The 15,431-nt window shown below is 49.1% G+C and carries 10 protein-coding genes; 5 read left to right on the top strand and 5 right to left on the bottom strand.

Features of this window, described 5'->3' with window-relative positions:
* Nucleotides 1-21: 21 nt before the first annotated feature.
* The gene (tilS, locus tag JWG88_RS03060) at nucleotides 22-1,461 is read right to left on the bottom strand and encodes a tRNA lysidine(34) synthetase TilS (RefSeq protein ID WP_205232219.1); all 1,440 of its coding nucleotides are present in this window, start codon (nucleotides 1,459-1,461) and stop codon (nucleotides 22-24) included.
* 79 nt (nucleotides 1,462-1,540) lie between these two features.
* Here tilS and JWG88_RS03055 point away from each other — a divergent pair, with 79 nt between their 5' ends.
* On the top strand, nucleotides 1,541-1,879 hold the full coding sequence (locus tag JWG88_RS03055) for an Hpt domain-containing protein (protein WP_205232218.1): 339 nt from the start codon (nucleotides 1,541-1,543) through the stop codon (nucleotides 1,877-1,879).
* A gap of 54 nt (nucleotides 1,880-1,933) precedes the next feature.
* On the opposite strand, the gene murC is transcribed toward JWG88_RS03055, so the two are convergent.
* Both murC and JWG88_RS03045 read right to left on the bottom strand, forming a co-directional pair.
* Entirely contained in the window at nucleotides 1,934-3,361 is a 1,428-nt protein-coding gene (murC, locus tag JWG88_RS03050; protein ID WP_205232217.1) for a UDP-N-acetylmuramate--L-alanine ligase, read from the bottom strand.
* Nucleotides 3,362-3,365: 4 nt separating this feature from the next.
* Nucleotides 3,366-3,548, bottom strand: a complete 183-nt coding sequence (locus JWG88_RS03045) for a hypothetical protein (protein ID WP_205232216.1) — start codon at nucleotides 3,546-3,548, stop codon at nucleotides 3,366-3,368.
* 262 nt (nucleotides 3,549-3,810) lie between these two features.
* Between JWG88_RS03045 and JWG88_RS03040 the strand changes: the two genes are divergently transcribed.
* Nucleotides 3,811-6,744: a cation-translocating P-type ATPase gene (locus JWG88_RS03040; protein WP_205232215.1), complete on the top strand. Its 2,934-nt coding sequence runs from the start codon at nucleotides 3,811-3,813 to the stop codon at nucleotides 6,742-6,744.
* Between the two features lie 86 nt (nucleotides 6,745-6,830).
* Here JWG88_RS03040 and JWG88_RS03035 read toward each other — a convergent pair whose 3' ends face one another.
* Nucleotides 6,831-8,228 carry a sigma-54-dependent transcriptional regulator gene (locus JWG88_RS03035; RefSeq protein WP_205232214.1) on the bottom strand — a complete coding sequence of 466 codons (1,398 nt, stop codon included), beginning with the start codon at nucleotides 8,226-8,228 and terminating at the stop codon, nucleotides 6,831-6,833.
* Nucleotides 8,229-8,273: 45 nt separating this feature from the next.
* Entirely contained in the window at nucleotides 8,274-9,698 is a 1,425-nt protein-coding gene (locus JWG88_RS03030) for a sensor histidine kinase (RefSeq protein WP_205232213.1), read from the bottom strand.
* An 860-nt stretch (nucleotides 9,699-10,558) separates the two neighbouring features.
* Here JWG88_RS03030 and JWG88_RS03025 point away from each other — a divergent pair.
* The 3 genes from JWG88_RS03025 (at nucleotide 10,559) to JWG88_RS03015 (ending at nucleotide 15,422) form a co-directional block, all read left to right on the top strand.
* Nucleotides 10,559-12,367, top strand: a complete 1,809-nt coding sequence (locus tag JWG88_RS03025; protein ID WP_205232212.1) for an SLC13 family permease — start codon at nucleotides 10,559-10,561, stop codon at nucleotides 12,365-12,367.
* A gap of 145 nt (nucleotides 12,368-12,512) precedes the next feature.
* A complete protein-coding gene (locus tag JWG88_RS03020; RefSeq protein ID WP_205232211.1) occupies nucleotides 12,513-14,534 on the top strand; it encodes a S16 family serine protease in 2,022 nt (673 codons plus the stop codon).
* Between the two features lie 327 nt (nucleotides 14,535-14,861).
* Entirely contained in the window at nucleotides 14,862-15,422 is a 561-nt protein-coding gene (locus tag JWG88_RS03015) for a putative universal stress family protein (protein ID WP_205232210.1), read from the top strand.
* The last annotated feature ends 9 nt before the right edge of the window (nucleotides 15,423-15,431 follow it).

The following is a 15,431-nucleotide window of genomic DNA, read 5'->3' as shown; positions in this document are numbered from 1 at the left end:
TAGAATACTTTATTCAGGAAATCATGGCCCTGCAGTTGAGGAATCATCCATTTTCTCTTCAAGAGGGCGCCAGGTAATTTTTAAAAACCTGGTGGTAATGCTGTCGATTGCAAATTTATCGTCAATCTGCAGGCCGACAACGGCAACTACCCTATCTTCAGAGGCCAACACGGGGAACTTGAATCTCTGCTGCCGTGGTATTTTCAGATCGGCAAGAAATCTGGAAATTTTCTTTCTGCCATTCATGCCTGGCGGAGTGAACCTCTCCCCCTGTTCGGCTGGCCGCAGAGTAAGCGGAAAATCAACCTTACCCCCATCGACCAGCAGTTCTCCCGTCGTTAAATGCGGCGGAGGATCTTGCAGCGCCTCCAGTTTTAACCTTCTGTTCAGTACCTCTATCCCATACTCAGCCGGTGCTGTAATCCGCAGGTGAGGGATGGATGCGGGTTTGATTTGTCCCCTGAATTTCTTGCCGTGTTCCTGCTGCTGAAAGGTCAGCCGGCCTCTGCTTTTATAGACACGCAGCCCCTGCGGCAGGTGCAGTTCTGCACCGTTTCTCCCGGATTCAGCTAAATGGATCAGTTTTTCAATATGGTGAAATTGCGGCCTCGAGCCGAATTTCCAGCACACCTTTTCGATGATCCGCCTCCTGATGGCCGTATGTTTTTGCAGAAAAGTACCGGTATCAAGAGAAGCAGACCTGCAGGCGTTTTTTGCACAACTGAAGCGTGTGCATTCCGCCAATTCGGTTATTGTCATACTTTCGAGAAGATCGTCATCTTCCTTGAGTATTGCCGCTGTCTGTAAAAGCGTTGAGCGGATGGCCGGATTGAACTGTTTTTTTATCCTTGGGAGAAGATCCAGACGCAGCCGGTTGCGGAGGAATGATTTGTCGGTGTTGGAGCTGTCAGTACAATAAGGAATTCCGCTGGAATTGAGATATTCCAGCAGCTCATTTTTGGAAATTTGCAGCAGCGGTCTGATTATGGTTTCGTTTTTGGGACGCATCCCGGACAATCCTTTGAGCCCGGTGCCACGAAATAATCTGAGCAGAACTTCTTCGGCCTGATCATCGGCGGTATGAGCAACAGCGATCACCTGGGCGTTATGCCGGCGACGGCACTGCTGCAGAGCTTCGTATCTCAGAACACGCGCACTTTCTTCAAGCGAGGAGGCGGTTCTTCGCTTGTGCCCTTTGACATCCACGGAAACTATTTCATGCGGGATCCCCAAGCGCTCTGCAATATTTTGGACGAGCTCTACCTCTTTGCCGATCTCCTGCGGCGGTCGCAGGCCATGGTCGACATAGACGGCAATAGCTTTTATGCCCAGATCACATTCACAAAAAAGGGAGAGCAGGGCAGTTGAATCAGGTCCGGCGGAGCAGCCGACGATAACCGTATCATTCTCCCGCACCAGGTTTTGGCCGGTAAGTATGGTTTTTAATTGAGTAGAATCCACTTTTCCATTATAGAGAGACTAACCTTCTGTTTTTTGCCTTACTTTATAGGGCAAGTGAAGAAGTATTACTGGAGAAGACATGGGCTATCTCAAGTTCAGCAGTCGAATAAAAACGTATCTTGCTCACCATTTCAAGCTACCGGAAGAACAGATCGAATTAATGTTGCCGGAGTTCAAAAAAACTCTGTCCAGCCATATGGAAAACCTTGAAAGAATTTATAGGCAGGACAGTTTAATTGATTTGCAAAAAGCGGCTCACACTATCAAAGGCGCCTTCCTCAACCTCGGTCTGCAAGAATGCGCGGAACTGGCAAAGAAAATAGAATACGGAGCTGCCGACAATGATACCACTGTAGATTATGCAGCGCTGATAGACCGTATGCGTCATATTGTCGATGATATAGTCAATGATCGTTAATCTTCATCCGGGCGTCTCCACCCGGCCCCCTTCCTGGTCCATCAGTACTCTCCGCTACGCCCCTAGTAACTGCAATAGCCTCTCGTGTATATTATCAAAACCACCATTCGAGAGGATCGCTACAATATCCCCCTCCTCAAGAAGCCCGGCGAGGTGCTCCAGTATCTCATCCGTGGTCTGAAAAGACCAGACATGGCGGTTTTTCACACGAATATCTTCTGCAAGCCTGCTCGACGAGAAGTGATCCTCCACCGCTATATTCTCCAGCGGGACAGGCTCGCGCAGCACCACGGCATCGGCATCGGCAAATGCCTCTATGTAGCTGGTCTGAAAGATCGATCGACGGGACGAATTGGTTCGAGGCTCAAAAACGGCCACCAGCCGGTTGCCTGGATATGCCATTTTTAATCCTTCAAGCGTTAGCTTAACTGCGGTCGGGTGATGGGCGAAATCATCAATTACGGTTACGCCTCGGGCCTTTCCCCGTATTTCCTGCCTTCTTTTCACCCCACCGAATTTATCCAGACACTGCTGAATGGTATCGACCGGCAGCCCTGCATGATGAAGAACCGCAGTCACCGCCATGCTGTTGAGACAGTTATGTCTCCCTGTGAGCGGTATGGCCAGGTTGAATGCATCTCTATTGTAGGTGAAACCAAATTCGGTGCGGTTCCCGAGCGTTACCGGATAATCCAGGATCCAGTCATTTTGCGGGGCAAAGCCGTATCCTTCAACCTTGCAGGAAGCATCGGCCACAACCTCGGCTACGTTTGGATCATCAAGATGGGCAATGATCAGACCGTCGGCAGGCAACAGTTTGATAAACTTCCTGAAAGATGCCTTGATTTGTTCGATATCGTCAAAAATATCAGCATGGTCAAATTCTATGGAAGTAATGACGGCTATGTGGGGACGATAATGAAGAAACTTGGACTCCTTATCGAAGAAGGCGGTGTCATACTCATCGCCTTCGGCGACGAAGAAAGGTCCGTTTCCGACTCGATTATTGCTGTTAAAACCGGCAACTATCCCACCGATCATAAAGCTTGGATCAAGCCCGGCATGAAAGAGTGCCGAGGCCAGAATCGAGCAGGTTGTCGTCTTGCCGTGGGTGCCGCTGATCACGATGGACTTGCGGGATTGTATGAAAAACTCAGCGAGAGCCTGGGGGAAGGAGAGATAGGCAAGATCTGATGCGGCTAAAGCCTGCGCTTCCGGATTTTTTCTGGTGATGACATTGCCGACAATGACCAGATCGGGTTTATGCTCCAGATTTTCTGCGCGATATCCTTCGAAGGGAAGTATATCAATCTGTTTAAGAAAATCAGACATTGGCGGATAGATATGGCTGTCCGAACCGGTAATGGTATAGCCGGATTGCTTGAGCATCCCCGCCAATGCGGCCATGCCGGTACCGCAAATCCCCATGATATGGATCGTCTCAATCTTTTGAGGGATAGAGTTTCTTGCAGGATTCAACATCTGATTATTCCTTCCCGACCGTGTTTCTTATAGTGTTATGGATGTTTTTAAACGATTCATCGAAGGTCGCAGGGGTTATCCTGCCCATCTCAATGAACTTGATAGCGACCTCTTTAGAGATCTTAAGGATCGCTTCCTCGCCTATTTCGATACTTCTCCCGGAGTCAGCCCGCTTTTCAGTGGTCATTGTCTTTTGCCTTGGATATAAAAGAAGCGCCTCTGCTGCTGGAAGAAGGCCAATTCGTCACATGAACAGCAGAGGCGATGAATACAGAAATAACCGTCAGGCCATCCCCGCAAATTCTTCATTCATATTTACCAATATTTTTCCTGCGGGAAAAGGATGTTTTTTCCAGTGCCGGATTTATCTTTGCTTGATTCTTTATTACGCCCGAGAGATTTGTCTTTGCCTCGCTCCATAACTATCTTCTCCTGTATGCATTATCCGGTTGATAGGAACATTCGACAACACAAGCGCGATCCTGCACTGCCCGGGAAAGGCCTGCAACGCCATACGGCCCATTGAAACGATCATCCCTAACCTGAAAATGAGCGACGAAAATATGCCGAACGTTACAGCTGACAATGAAACGACTGAACCGAAAGCCTGGCATGCCGAGCCTCTCGAAGATGCCGTGGAAGTACTTGACAGCCCCTCCGAAGGTTTGTCCGATGAGGAGGTGCGGCAACGTATAGAGCGGTACGGGGAAAATGTCATCGAGCGGGGCCGCCAGACAACTCCGCTGGAAATGCTCTGGCGGCAGCTTAAGGATCCCCTGCTCATGGTGCTCATCGGCTCTGGTCTGGTGGCTGTTGCTCTGGGAAAATTTACCGACGGCGCCGTTGTCCTTGCAGTGGTGATCATCAACACCATAATCGGCTTTATTCAGGAATATCGGGCAAGCAGGGCTATCGAGGCACTTGCATCACTCGTTCCACAGCAGGCCGAGGCCAAAAGAAACGGTTCATGGACGGATTTGAACGCCGGCGGACTGGTGCCCGGCGACAGGGTACGTATAAAGGCAGGCGATAAGGTGCCTGCGGATCTGCGTCTGACGCTGGTGAAGAGTCTGGCGGTGGACGAGGCCATTCTCACCGGTGAATCGGTACCGGCGCAAAAGCGCACCGAGGCGGTGGCGAAGGATGCACAGGTGGGCGACCAGACCTGCCTTGCCTTTAAAGGCACCCTTGCCACCTACGGTATGGCAGAAGGTATTGTCGTTCGAACCGGCAGCCATACCGAGCTGGGCCGAATATCCGAGATGCTGCAGGAGACTACAGAACTCGAGACTCCGCTTACCAAAGCACTCGCTACGCTCGGCAAGCAAATTACCGTTGCCATCCTGCTGCTGGCCGTGGTTATCCTGGGCATCGGCGTCTGGCGCGACATGGGCAGTGGGGTGGCATTCATGAACGCTTTCCGGGATTCGATGATGTTTGCCATAGCCCTTGCTGTGGGTGCGATTCCCGAAGGTCTGCCCGCCATCGTTACAATCGCGCTGGCCATCGGCGTACGCCGCATGGCGGCCCGAAATGCCATCATCCGCAAGCTTCCGTCCGTTGAGACACTGGGAAGCACCACGATAATCTGCAGCGACAAGACAGGCACCCTTACCAAAAACGAAATGACTGTTCGCAGTATATGGACTACGAAAAACAGTTACAAGGTCGAAGGAGTCGGCTACAGCAAAACGGGCAGCGTGCTTGCTTCATCCGGGGAGGCACCGGGGGAGGAGCTCATGGCAGCGCTTCGCGGCGCCATACTCTGCAGCGATGCGCGGCTGGTCGAGGAGGAGAGCCGGCGCAAGGTGCAGGGTGATCCCACCGAGGGCGCGCTCATTGTGGCGGGTGAGAAGGCCGGGCTTGAGCCGGCGGAAGTCTATCGGGAACATCCCAGAGTGGATGCGGTCCCCTTTGATTCGGATCGCAAATATATGGCCACTCTGCACCAGGAAGGTGCAAACACCAGTTTCATCGTGCTCAAGGGCGCTCCGGAAATGGTTCTGGAGCGCTGCACCACGGACGATTCCGTGAGCCACAATGATATTCACAAACAGGTGAATCGCCTGGCCGCTGAAGGCATGCGCGTGCTCGCCGTGGCACGGCGCGACGCCAAAGGAATTGCAGTGCCGGATCAGATCAGCGAAGAGGATGTGGACGGGGGCGGCTTCAGCCTGCTCGCCCTGTTCGGCATCATCGATCCACCACGCCAGGAGGTCATTGAATCCATCAGGCAATGCCATCAGGCGGGTCTTACCGTGAAGATGATCACCGGCGATCATGCAGCAACAGCGGAGGCCATAGGGCAGGAACTCGGCCTCCATCATGGTGCTGATGCCGCGATCGAAGGCAACGAGCTGGCGGCAATGAGCGATGAGGAAATATGGCAGGCGGCCCGCCGCAGCAATGTTTTTGCGCGGGTTTCTCCGGAAAGTAAACTCAAGCTTGTCCGGGCGCTTCAGCGTGAAAACGGATCGGGTCGCAAGGAAGTGGTGGCGATGACCGGCGACGGCGTCAATGATGCTCCGGCGCTGAAACAGGCCAATATCGGCATCGCCATGGGGATCACCGGCACATCGGCCACTCAGGAAGCATCCGATCTGGTACTGATGGACGACAACTTCGCCACCATTGCGGCGGCCATCGAGGAAGGCCGCCGTGTCTACGATAACCTTGTGAAATCAATCGCTTTCGTCATCCCCACAAACCTCGCCCTGGCCTTGATACTTGTATATGCCGTGCTGTTCTTTCCCTTCGAAGCGAGTCGGCAGGAACTGCTGTTGCCGATGAAACCCACCCAGCTGCTCTGGATCAATCTGGTGGCCGCCGTGGCCCTGGCTCTGCCTCTTGCCTTCGAGGCCAAGGAACCGAACCTCATGGCAAGGCCGCCCCGCGACCCGGACTCTCACTTTTTCAGTGGATTTCTAATCATACGAACCATACTCGCAGCCGGGCTTATCAGCGCTTTCGCCCTGGTACTTTTCTCCTTCCACTACAACAGGCAGCTTGCCGCAGGAATAGATTCGATATCAGCGCTGCGGGAGTCCCAGACCCTGGCAGTTACCACGGTTGTTTTTTCGCAGATCTTCTATCTCCTCAACTGCCGCTCACTTACCGGATCTGTTTTCCGCATCGGCGTCTTTTCCAACTGGGTGCTATATGCAGGTATCACCATAGTTCTGGCATTACAGGCCACCTTCATTTACGCACCATTCATGCACGCCGTGTTCGCCAGCCGTCCGCTGGAGGGCAATGAGTTGCTTCTGGCCGCAGGCGTAGCCATTATTATCATGCCGGTCATCGAGCTGGAGAAATGGATTCGTGGACGTATCGGAGCATCGGATCAGGCAGGTGTTGCCGGCCGCACCGGCCGAAAAGATTAAGAGGTTTTTGCTATTATCTGTCTAAAGGTTTTTATACCCTCCAGGGGGTACTACTGTAAAGAGTCCAGCTAAGCAGGGTTAGATGGTTATTCCTTGAAAAGGCAATCGATATCGAGGCCTTCTTCTTTATATTTATTGAGTTTGCGCCAGAGTGACACCCGATCGATACCCATCAGTTTCGCGGCTTGGGTCTTGTTGCCATTGACACTTTTCAAGATTCTGAGAATATAATCGCGTTCATTTTCGTGAAGACTCTTGGTCACGTGTTCAACCTTTTCAGGTGTATAAGGGCGTGGGGGATCACCGGTATTGTTGAATCTTGCCGGCAAATGGCAGGGTTCAATCGTTGGTCCCCGGCAGATGGCCAGAGCTCGTTCGATGGTGTTCTCGAGTTCCCTGACGTTCCCCGGGTAGTCGTATCTATAGAGTATTTCCAATGCTTCAGCGGATATGGTCTTCACCTGGTTGTCCGCGGTTGGATATTTACCTAGGAAATGATAGACAAGCAGCTGGATGTCTTCTTTTCTTTCACGCAGAGGCGGAATATGGATGGTGGCGACATTAAGGCGGTAATAGAGATCCTGCCTGAAACGCTTTTCAGCTACCTCATTCTCAAGGTTCTTGTTGGTAGCGGCCAGGATCCTGAAGTCGACAGGTATCTCTTTGGTGCCGCCAATCCGATAGAGTTTTTTTTCCTGCAGGACCCGCAAAACCTTCGCCTGCATGATCATGGGCATTTCTCCGATCTCGTCGAGCAGGATGACTCCACCATTCGTGGTTTCAAAGAGGCCATGGTGGACTTGCGATGCTCCTGTAAAAGCGTCTTTTTCGTGACCAAAAAGTTCATTAAGTACCAGTTCCTCGCTGAGTGCGGCGCAATTAATCGGCATGAACCGTTTATCGGATCGTGTACTCAACTCATGGATAGTCCTGGCGACCAGCTCCTTGCCGGTGCCGGTTTCACCTATGATCAAGATATTACAGTCAAGCTGTGAAAATGTCGTAATGTCATCTTTCAACTTCAGTATCTTGTCATGGTGGCCGACGAACTGGGTTACTCCTTTCTTAGCCATAATTTGCTGCTTGAGTTCGGAAACTTCACGGCGGAGCATCTTCTTCTCCAATGCCTTTTCGACCAGTGTTTTGAGTTCCTGCAGCTTAATAGGTTTGGGTAAGTAGTAGTAGGCACCGCGTGCCATTGCGTCAACTGCCGAGTTCACCGTTGCGTATCCTGTCATGATGATTACCTCTGATTCCGGTAACTTCTGTTTGCAATATTCCATTACCTGGCAGCCATCCACGCCTTCCATTTTCAGGTCGGTTATTATCAGATCAAAGAGGTGATTATCGATGAGTTCAATCGCGGTGTAACCGTTTTCGGCAATTTGCAGTGAATAGCCCTGTTTGATGAGGTAGTGACGTATATTCTCAAGATTAATGATTTCGTCATCAACGAGAAGTATTTTTATCTGTTCTTTTGTCATGAAATCACCGCTTATCTTTCTGAATAACTGATGCGTTCCAATAGGCTACGCATGCGGAAGCGTAATGGTAAATGTCGTACCTTTTTCTTCATTATTGCGCACCGAAATGGTACCCTGATGCTTTTTGATAATGCCGTAAACTACTGCGAGACCAAGGCCGGTCCCCTTGCCGACCTCTTTAGTGGTGTAGAATGGATCGAAAATCTGCTGTATGGATTCTTCCTCAACGCCAATCCCTGTATCGGAAATATTTATGACGATATCATTATTATCACTGTCATGTTCAGCGGTAATAACGATGGTACCCGTCTCTTCTTTTATCGCCTGGATACTGTTGATGATAAGGTTGATAATTACCTCTTTCATTTTTTGCTCGTCGATATTGGCTGTGAGGTCATCGGGTATATCCTGAATAATCCTGATGCCGGTTGGGACATCGCTGATGACGAGACTGACAGCGGTGCCGATGAGCTTCTTCAGCGAAGCCGGTCGTTGGGTGAACATATCGCGTCTTGAAAACTCCAGTAATCCCCTGACAATTTCGGCAGCTCTCTGGGTTTCCTCCTCGATGGTATTCAACTTCTTAAGCACGAAGGCAGTATCCTGCTGTTCTTTCATTTCGTCCAGGGCAAGCTGGCAGCTCGTGGTAATATTGTTGAGGGGATTGTTGAGTTGATGCGCTACGCCTGATGTCAGGGTGCCGAGTGAGGACAGCTTCTCAGCTTGAAACAAGAGTTCCTGCCGCTCCTCCAATACTTCAACCATCCGGTCAAACGCCTTAAATACTATTTGGACCTCATCGTTTAACTTGCTTTCAGGTAAGCTTTTATAATCACCGGTGGCAATGGCATTTGCCGCACTTTCAAGGGTCTTTAAGCGCCTGGCTATGGTGATGAAAAAGACAATCATGCCGATCAAGCTGAATACGATAAGAAAGGAGAAATAGAGTGTAAGTTTGATCTTGGATTCCCTGGCGAACTTTTCTACCGCCGCCTGTGAATCTTTAGCAAGTCTTTCGGCAAGAGTTACCATATCCGCCCCCAGGTTCTGGAGTGCTTCTCTGTAAATACAGTCGGCTGAGGACGAAGGGTCGGTGCAATTATCTCTGAGGTCGCGGAAATGGATCATGTACTGCTGAATCTTTTGCTCCAGTATACCAAGAGTTTTGCGGTATTCGCTATCGATGTCCTGTTTTATATCTTCAATGTAGTCGATGACGCGATTAACAAAAATGGCGGCGGTATCATAGTCATCCCGGGCATTGCCAATGATAAAATTTTTCTCATAACGCCGAATCTCCAGAATCAGGTTGCTGATGTTGCTGGCTTGCTCAAACATTCGCACGTTTTTTTGAAACGAATCAAAATCCTTAAGAAAAATAAGATTAATCCAGGTCGCAACTACCAAAAATGCCGTAAATCCGATTATCAGCTTGGTGCGAAGATTAAAAATGTGGTTGACGTTATACATACCTATGCCCATACCTGGTCGGTAAAAAAAGGAATAGCGGCAGAATAAGCTAACCCAGCTGAGCTAGCACCCCCTTGAGGGTATTAGAACAGACAGATTATTTTCTTGCAAAAAAAACAAGTAAACAATCAGTAAGATACTGAAACGCAACTGTTAGGTTTTCATAGCTGTTTTTCCGTTCAAGTTAGTATCTAGCAATTTTCAGGCCGAAAAAATTCCACAGGATTTGAAAGAATTACGAGCATGAACCTGCTCCTCTGCACGAGCTTCCCCTACAGGATGTCTCACTGTTGCTCCGGTGCAGACAAAACTAAGGAAGATCATATCCGCAGATAAACAAATAACGTTGCAAAACGCAACATTCATTGCACTGTGAAACGTTGCAAAGTGCAATCTCTTTGACGCACGATTATTCCATTATGAGAGATATGGAGATGTTAACAGGAATAATTGTGATTCCGCTTCGCCTTACTCTTTCCGTTGCAAGGTGCAATACGCTCAGAGATGACGAACTCCGGTGGCGATTGCACTCAGCCGACAGAATAGTCAAAGTCATCGCATTGGATGTGATTTACTAAGCTGGCATAATCGTTGCTATTGCAATACGGAGTGATTGTTTTCTTTTGTAATATTCAGCAGCACCCTATCTGCACGCGATCAGCCCGAGAAACGTAATACTATAGTTTCCCAGGCTGCTTGCGCACATATGAAGCACTGCTATACAGTAAACTGCTGATTTTTGGTTCATTGCTGAATTACGTTTTCTTTATTAACTGCAGAGGACAGTGACCGGAATGGTAACCGCTGCTGTTCGAGGGAAAACGTTGAGATTTATATAAACTGAAAAAGGATGGAAAGTCATGGATCTTCCAGTGATTTTGGTGATGATCGTTTTAGTTATGGCTATTTTACTGTTCATATTTGAATGGGTAAGAGTCGATGTTGTAGGCATAATAATGATGGTCTGCCTGCCGCTTTTAGGGCTTGTCACACCGAAGGAAGCCATCAGTGGACTGTCTTCTAATGCCGTGGTCTCAATAATTGCGGTGATCATCATCGGAGCAGGGCTCGATAAGACCGGAGCCATGAATGTGCTGGCCAGAATTCTCCTCCGTTTCGCCGGGAAAAGCGAAAGCCGGATCATGTTATTGATTTCCGGTACGGTTTCATTTATTTCCAGCTTTATGCAGAATATCGGTGCAGCAGCACTTTTTATGCCGGCGACAAAACGAATATGCCGGCAAACCAATATTCCGGTATCTCGTATCCTTATGCCGATGGGGTTTCTTGCAATTATCGGGGGCTGTCTCACTCTCATAGGCTCAAGCCCGCTCATACTGCTCAACGATGTTATGAGGATTTCCAATCCCGATGCGGCTCCATTTGGATTATTTGCCGTTACTCCCGTCGGTTTGGCTCTGGTGCTTGCCGGACTTGTTTATTTTCTCCTGTTGGGCCGACTGGTCCTTCCTTCCGGGCAGGGCGAGGAGGCAAGCGGGCCAATGTCTTCCAGTCTCATGCGGACATATCAGGATATAGGCTCGCTGGCAGAAATAAACGTCCCTGAGTCTGTGAAGAAAACCAACACGCTCGCTGAATTGGAGATTCGTCCGCACTTTTTCGTGACAGTTGTTGGCATAGCAAAAGCAGGCGGAGGCACCAACTTTACCCCTATGCCCGATGATACCATTGGACCTGGTGATGTCCTTGCGGTAAACGGCGCCCCGGATATGATCAGAAAACTTGCCGGCGCTAATGGTTGGGAGATTAAAGAAGATCTTGAAATATTTGCTGAACATCTCTCACCCAATAATGCCGGAATAATGGAAGTGATTATTTCGCCAAGATCGGATTTGACTCAGAGAACCCTGCGATCTTCTGAATTCAGGCGCAAATACGGTGTTAACCCGCTGGCACTTTTTCGAGGAAATAAAACCTATGTTGCCGGCATCTCCACGCTCATACTGGAGACTGGGGACGCGCTTCTTCTGCAGGGGAGATGGGAAAAATTTCACTTCCTCAAGCAACAGCATGACCTGATTTTTACAGAGGATGTGCAGGGCGAGATTCTCAGGACGGAAAAAATCAAATTTGCAGTCGGCAGCCTGCTTCTTTCGCTGACCCTTATTCTTATTTTCCATGTCCAGCTCTCCATAGCCCTGTTAACCGGGGCGTTGGGTATGGTGCTCACCAGGGTGCTCTCCATTGACGAGGCATATCAATCTGTAGACTGGATGACGGTTTTTCTCCTTGGCGGTTTGATTCCGCTCGGCATAGCTTTTGAGAAAACTGGGGCAGCAAAATTGATTGCCGAGTCTATCATGTCCATGATGGGGAGCGTCAGTCCGCTGATCCTGCTGACAGTTGTTGGTCTGCTGACATCCTTTTTTACGCTAGTGGTGTCTAACGTTGGCGCCACGGTACTCATGGTCCCCCTGGCCATGAACATGGCCGGCACTGCCGGGGCGGATCCACGAATAGCAGCTCTGGTTGTGGCGGTGGCCTGCTCGAATACTTTCATACTCCCAACTCACCAGGTAAACGCACTTGTCATGCGGCCTGGCGGATACCGGACAATTGATTATTTCAAGGCAGGAACAGGCATGACCGTCCTCTATCTCATTGTCATGATGGCAGCGGTGTATGTGTTTTATGGTGTTTCTGGATAAAAGCGGCAGCTGTTCCTGAATTGTCTACAAAAAGATGAAAGGAGATGCGCCGGATGATGAGGTTGGGGAGCGTATAATTGAGGAATATATCATGATTTTCTGGAAACGATCCATTAAGCCGAAAAATCCGGAGGAGCCAGTCCCAATGAGTCCGCCGGAAACTGAGGATCTTGGGCAGCTAAGTGTACTCCGGCAAAAGGTACTCAAAACTGATTTACCGGAATATGTGGCCAACCAGGCTGAGAGTGAGCTAAAAAAACTTGAAAAAATTGACACCATTTCTGCTGAATACAATATCGGGCTGAATTATATCCAGCTATTGACTACCCTGCCATGGTTCACACTTTCCACAGATAATCTCGATATTGAACGGGCAGAAGCAATTTTTGCTCAGCAACATTTTGGTCTGGATGAAATAAAAAATAGAATTCTCGACTTCCTCGCCGCTAAGACACTTTGCAGCCTTGCCAAACCAAGGATGCTGATCGTCGACGATGAGATCGTCGCACTAACCAATATTAGCTACTTTTTCGAAAAACAGGGAATGTCGGTTGAAGTGGCGAATAATGGTCGGGAGGCGCTCAATATCATTTCAGCTCAGAAATCTTTTGATATTATCCTCACCGACTTAAAGATGGACCAAATGGATGGTCTGGAGCTGTTGGATCATCTCAAAACCATAGCTCCGGATACCAGTGTCATCATGATTACGGGTTATGCGACGGTTCCCAGTGCTGTTGATGCGATCCATCGGGGAGCAACCCATTACCTCGCCAAACCGGTGGATCTCAATGAATTGAAAACCATGGTAAACAATATCCTCCAGCAGGGCAGAAGGCTGGACCTTGCTCATGGACCTGTTCTCTGTTTTACCGGTCCGCCTGGTACCGGCAAGACCTCCATCGGTCGGAATATCGCCACGGTGCTAGGTAGAAAATTTGTCAGGATTTCCATGGGAGGGCTGAAAGATGAAGCGGAACTGCGCGGTCATCGTCGAACATATATGGGAGCTATGCCGGGTCGTATCGTTTCCGAAATCAAAAGATGCGGAACCATGAATCCCTGCATCATGCTAGATGAAGTAGATAAGATCGGCCAGGATTTTCGAGGAGACCCGGCTTCGGTACTTCTTGAGGTGTTGGATCCGGAACAGAATTCCGGTTTTATTGATCACTACCTGGAAATCCCATTTGATCTGTCCAAGGTTATTTTTATCACCACCGCAAACGAACCGGAAATACTCCCCCAACCATTATTGGACCGTATGGAGATAGTCGAGTTTTCGGGGTATTCAGTGAGTGAGAAAAAAAGCATAGCGAAGCATCATCTCATTCCAGAGCAACTCAGTGAAAATGGACTAGTGGATGTTGACCCGCAATTTGCGGAAGGTGTTCTCGATACTGTCATTACCAATTATACGCAGGAAGCAGGAGTCCGCGGCCTGAACAGGGAACTAGGCAAGATTTGCCGGAAATTAGCAAGGGTTGCTCTTCAGCAGAGCGGTAAATCCAAATCAGAAACGATGACCATTGCCAAACAGGATATTGTCGGTATGCTGGGACCACCACGATTCAGAAAAGATGCGGCTGAAGGTGCATCTACGGTTGGTGTGGTGACGGCGGTGGTGTGGACAAAGTACGGGGGCGAAATCATGTTTGTCGAAACCAGAATGATGCCCGGCTCATCTCAGTTAATTCTTACCGGGTTGATGGGTGAAGTTCTTCAGGAATCAGCCCAGACTGCGCTGAGTTATATCAGGAGTAATACTGAAAAACTTCGTATAGAGAGTACTTTTTTCGGCAAAATTGATCTTCATATCCATCTCCCTGCGGGTGCTGTCTCGAAAGATGGTCCATCGGCAGGGTCGGCAATCTGTCTTGCCCTCATTTCCATTCTAACCGGCAGGCTGGCGAGAAAAACCGTCGCTATTACCGGAGAACTCTCACTCACCGGACAAATACTTCCTGTCGGCGGTATCAGAGAGAAACTTCTTGCTGCCGCTCGTGCAGGAGTGACGACACTCCTCGTTCCGGAAAAGAACAAGGTAGATGTGGAATTCCTGCCGCAGGAAATCCAGCGACAGGTCAAGATTGTGCCTATCGATCAGATAGATGAAGCCGTTGAGTATGTACTTCATCCTGCCAGTGACCACCTGACATCCTTTTGATCACCACTTACAGCCTATATGGGTTTCACAATGCAATAGAGGCCAACGCGCGTGTTGCGTATTGCATAACACCTGTAAAACACCTTAAAGTAATGTTTTTTTTATTAAAATTTATATTATTCCTGGTGGTGATGAGATGAATAGGGCTTGATATCGTTGCAATCTGTAATAATTTCCTTTCCATAATCCAATAAATCAGTCCCAATTGGTCTGCCTCATCCTCACGATATTCTTTTAATGTATTGTAATATAAACAAATTACAGAATGGTACGGACTGTGCAATACCTACGGCAAAGAATGAATGCAAATCTTAAAGGAGGATTGCCATGGATATCAAAAAGCTGTTTAGTTTCGGTAGAAAAAAACATGCACAAGAATTTCAGCTCGCCAAGCTCAACAAACAGAAACCTGTGGCCGTGGGTGAAATGGCGGCAGGCAACCTGACTGCTGCCGCCAACGATATCGCGCGTATGCTGGAACAGCAGAATATGGCAACAAAAATTCTTGCTGTCCAGGATGGCGAGCATTCCACTGCACTCGTTAATTATGTAGTAAAAATGGCGCAGAAACTCGATTGTGAAATCGTCGCTCTTGACGTCTCGGAAGAACCCTTACTTCACTCTGGAGCACGCAGGGAGCGAGAAATCAACCGTTTTAGTCAACGCGCACAGCAAAATGCTGAAACGATGCACTTAAAAGCTGAAACGATGGGAGTCAAGTGCAATCATATAATCCGGGTGGGAAACCAGGAGGAAACTATCAAGGCTCTGAGCCAGGACGATAAGAGCATCCGCTATGTGCTGATCAAGCCTGCTCAGGAACAGGTGTCGGTTAACAAGCGGCAGGCGCGTGTGCCGGTGGTTGATCTTAACTGTTCAAGTCTGTGAAGAAAAGAT

This window comes from Desulfopila inferna, from assembly GCF_016919005.1.
In the GTDB taxonomy this organism is placed as follows: Bacteria; Desulfobacterota; Desulfobulbia; order Desulfobulbales; family Desulfocapsaceae; genus Desulfopila_A; species Desulfopila_A inferna.
Note: the sequence above shows the minus strand (reverse complement) of the source record. Positions and strands in the feature narration are given on the sequence as shown.

Excerpts from the sequence above, each read along its gene's own strand:
- JWG88_RS03045 (WP_205232216.1), bottom strand. The coding sequence starts at position 3,548 with ATGACCACTGAAAAGCGGGCTGACTCCGGGAGAAGTATCGAAATAGGC.
- JWG88_RS03020 (WP_205232211.1), top strand. The coding sequence starts at position 12,513 with ATGAGTCCGCCGGAAACTGAGGATCTTGGGCAGCTAAGTGTACTCCGG.
- JWG88_RS03035 (WP_205232214.1), bottom strand. The coding sequence starts at position 8,228 with ATGACAAAAGAACAGATAAAAATACTTCTCGTTGATGACGAAATCATT.
- JWG88_RS03055 (WP_205232218.1), top strand. The coding sequence starts at position 1,541 with ATGGGCTATCTCAAGTTCAGCAGTCGAATAAAAACGTATCTTGCTCAC.
- murC (WP_205232217.1), bottom strand. The coding sequence starts at position 3,361 with ATGTTGAATCCTGCAAGAAACTCTATCCCTCAAAAGATTGAGACGATC.
- JWG88_RS03025 (WP_205232212.1), top strand. The coding sequence starts at position 10,559 with ATGGATCTTCCAGTGATTTTGGTGATGATCGTTTTAGTTATGGCTATT.
- JWG88_RS03030 (WP_205232213.1), bottom strand. The coding sequence starts at position 9,698 with ATGTATAACGTCAACCACATTTTTAATCTTCGCACCAAGCTGATAATC.
- JWG88_RS03015 (WP_205232210.1), top strand. The coding sequence starts at position 14,862 with ATGGATATCAAAAAGCTGTTTAGTTTCGGTAGAAAAAAACATGCACAA.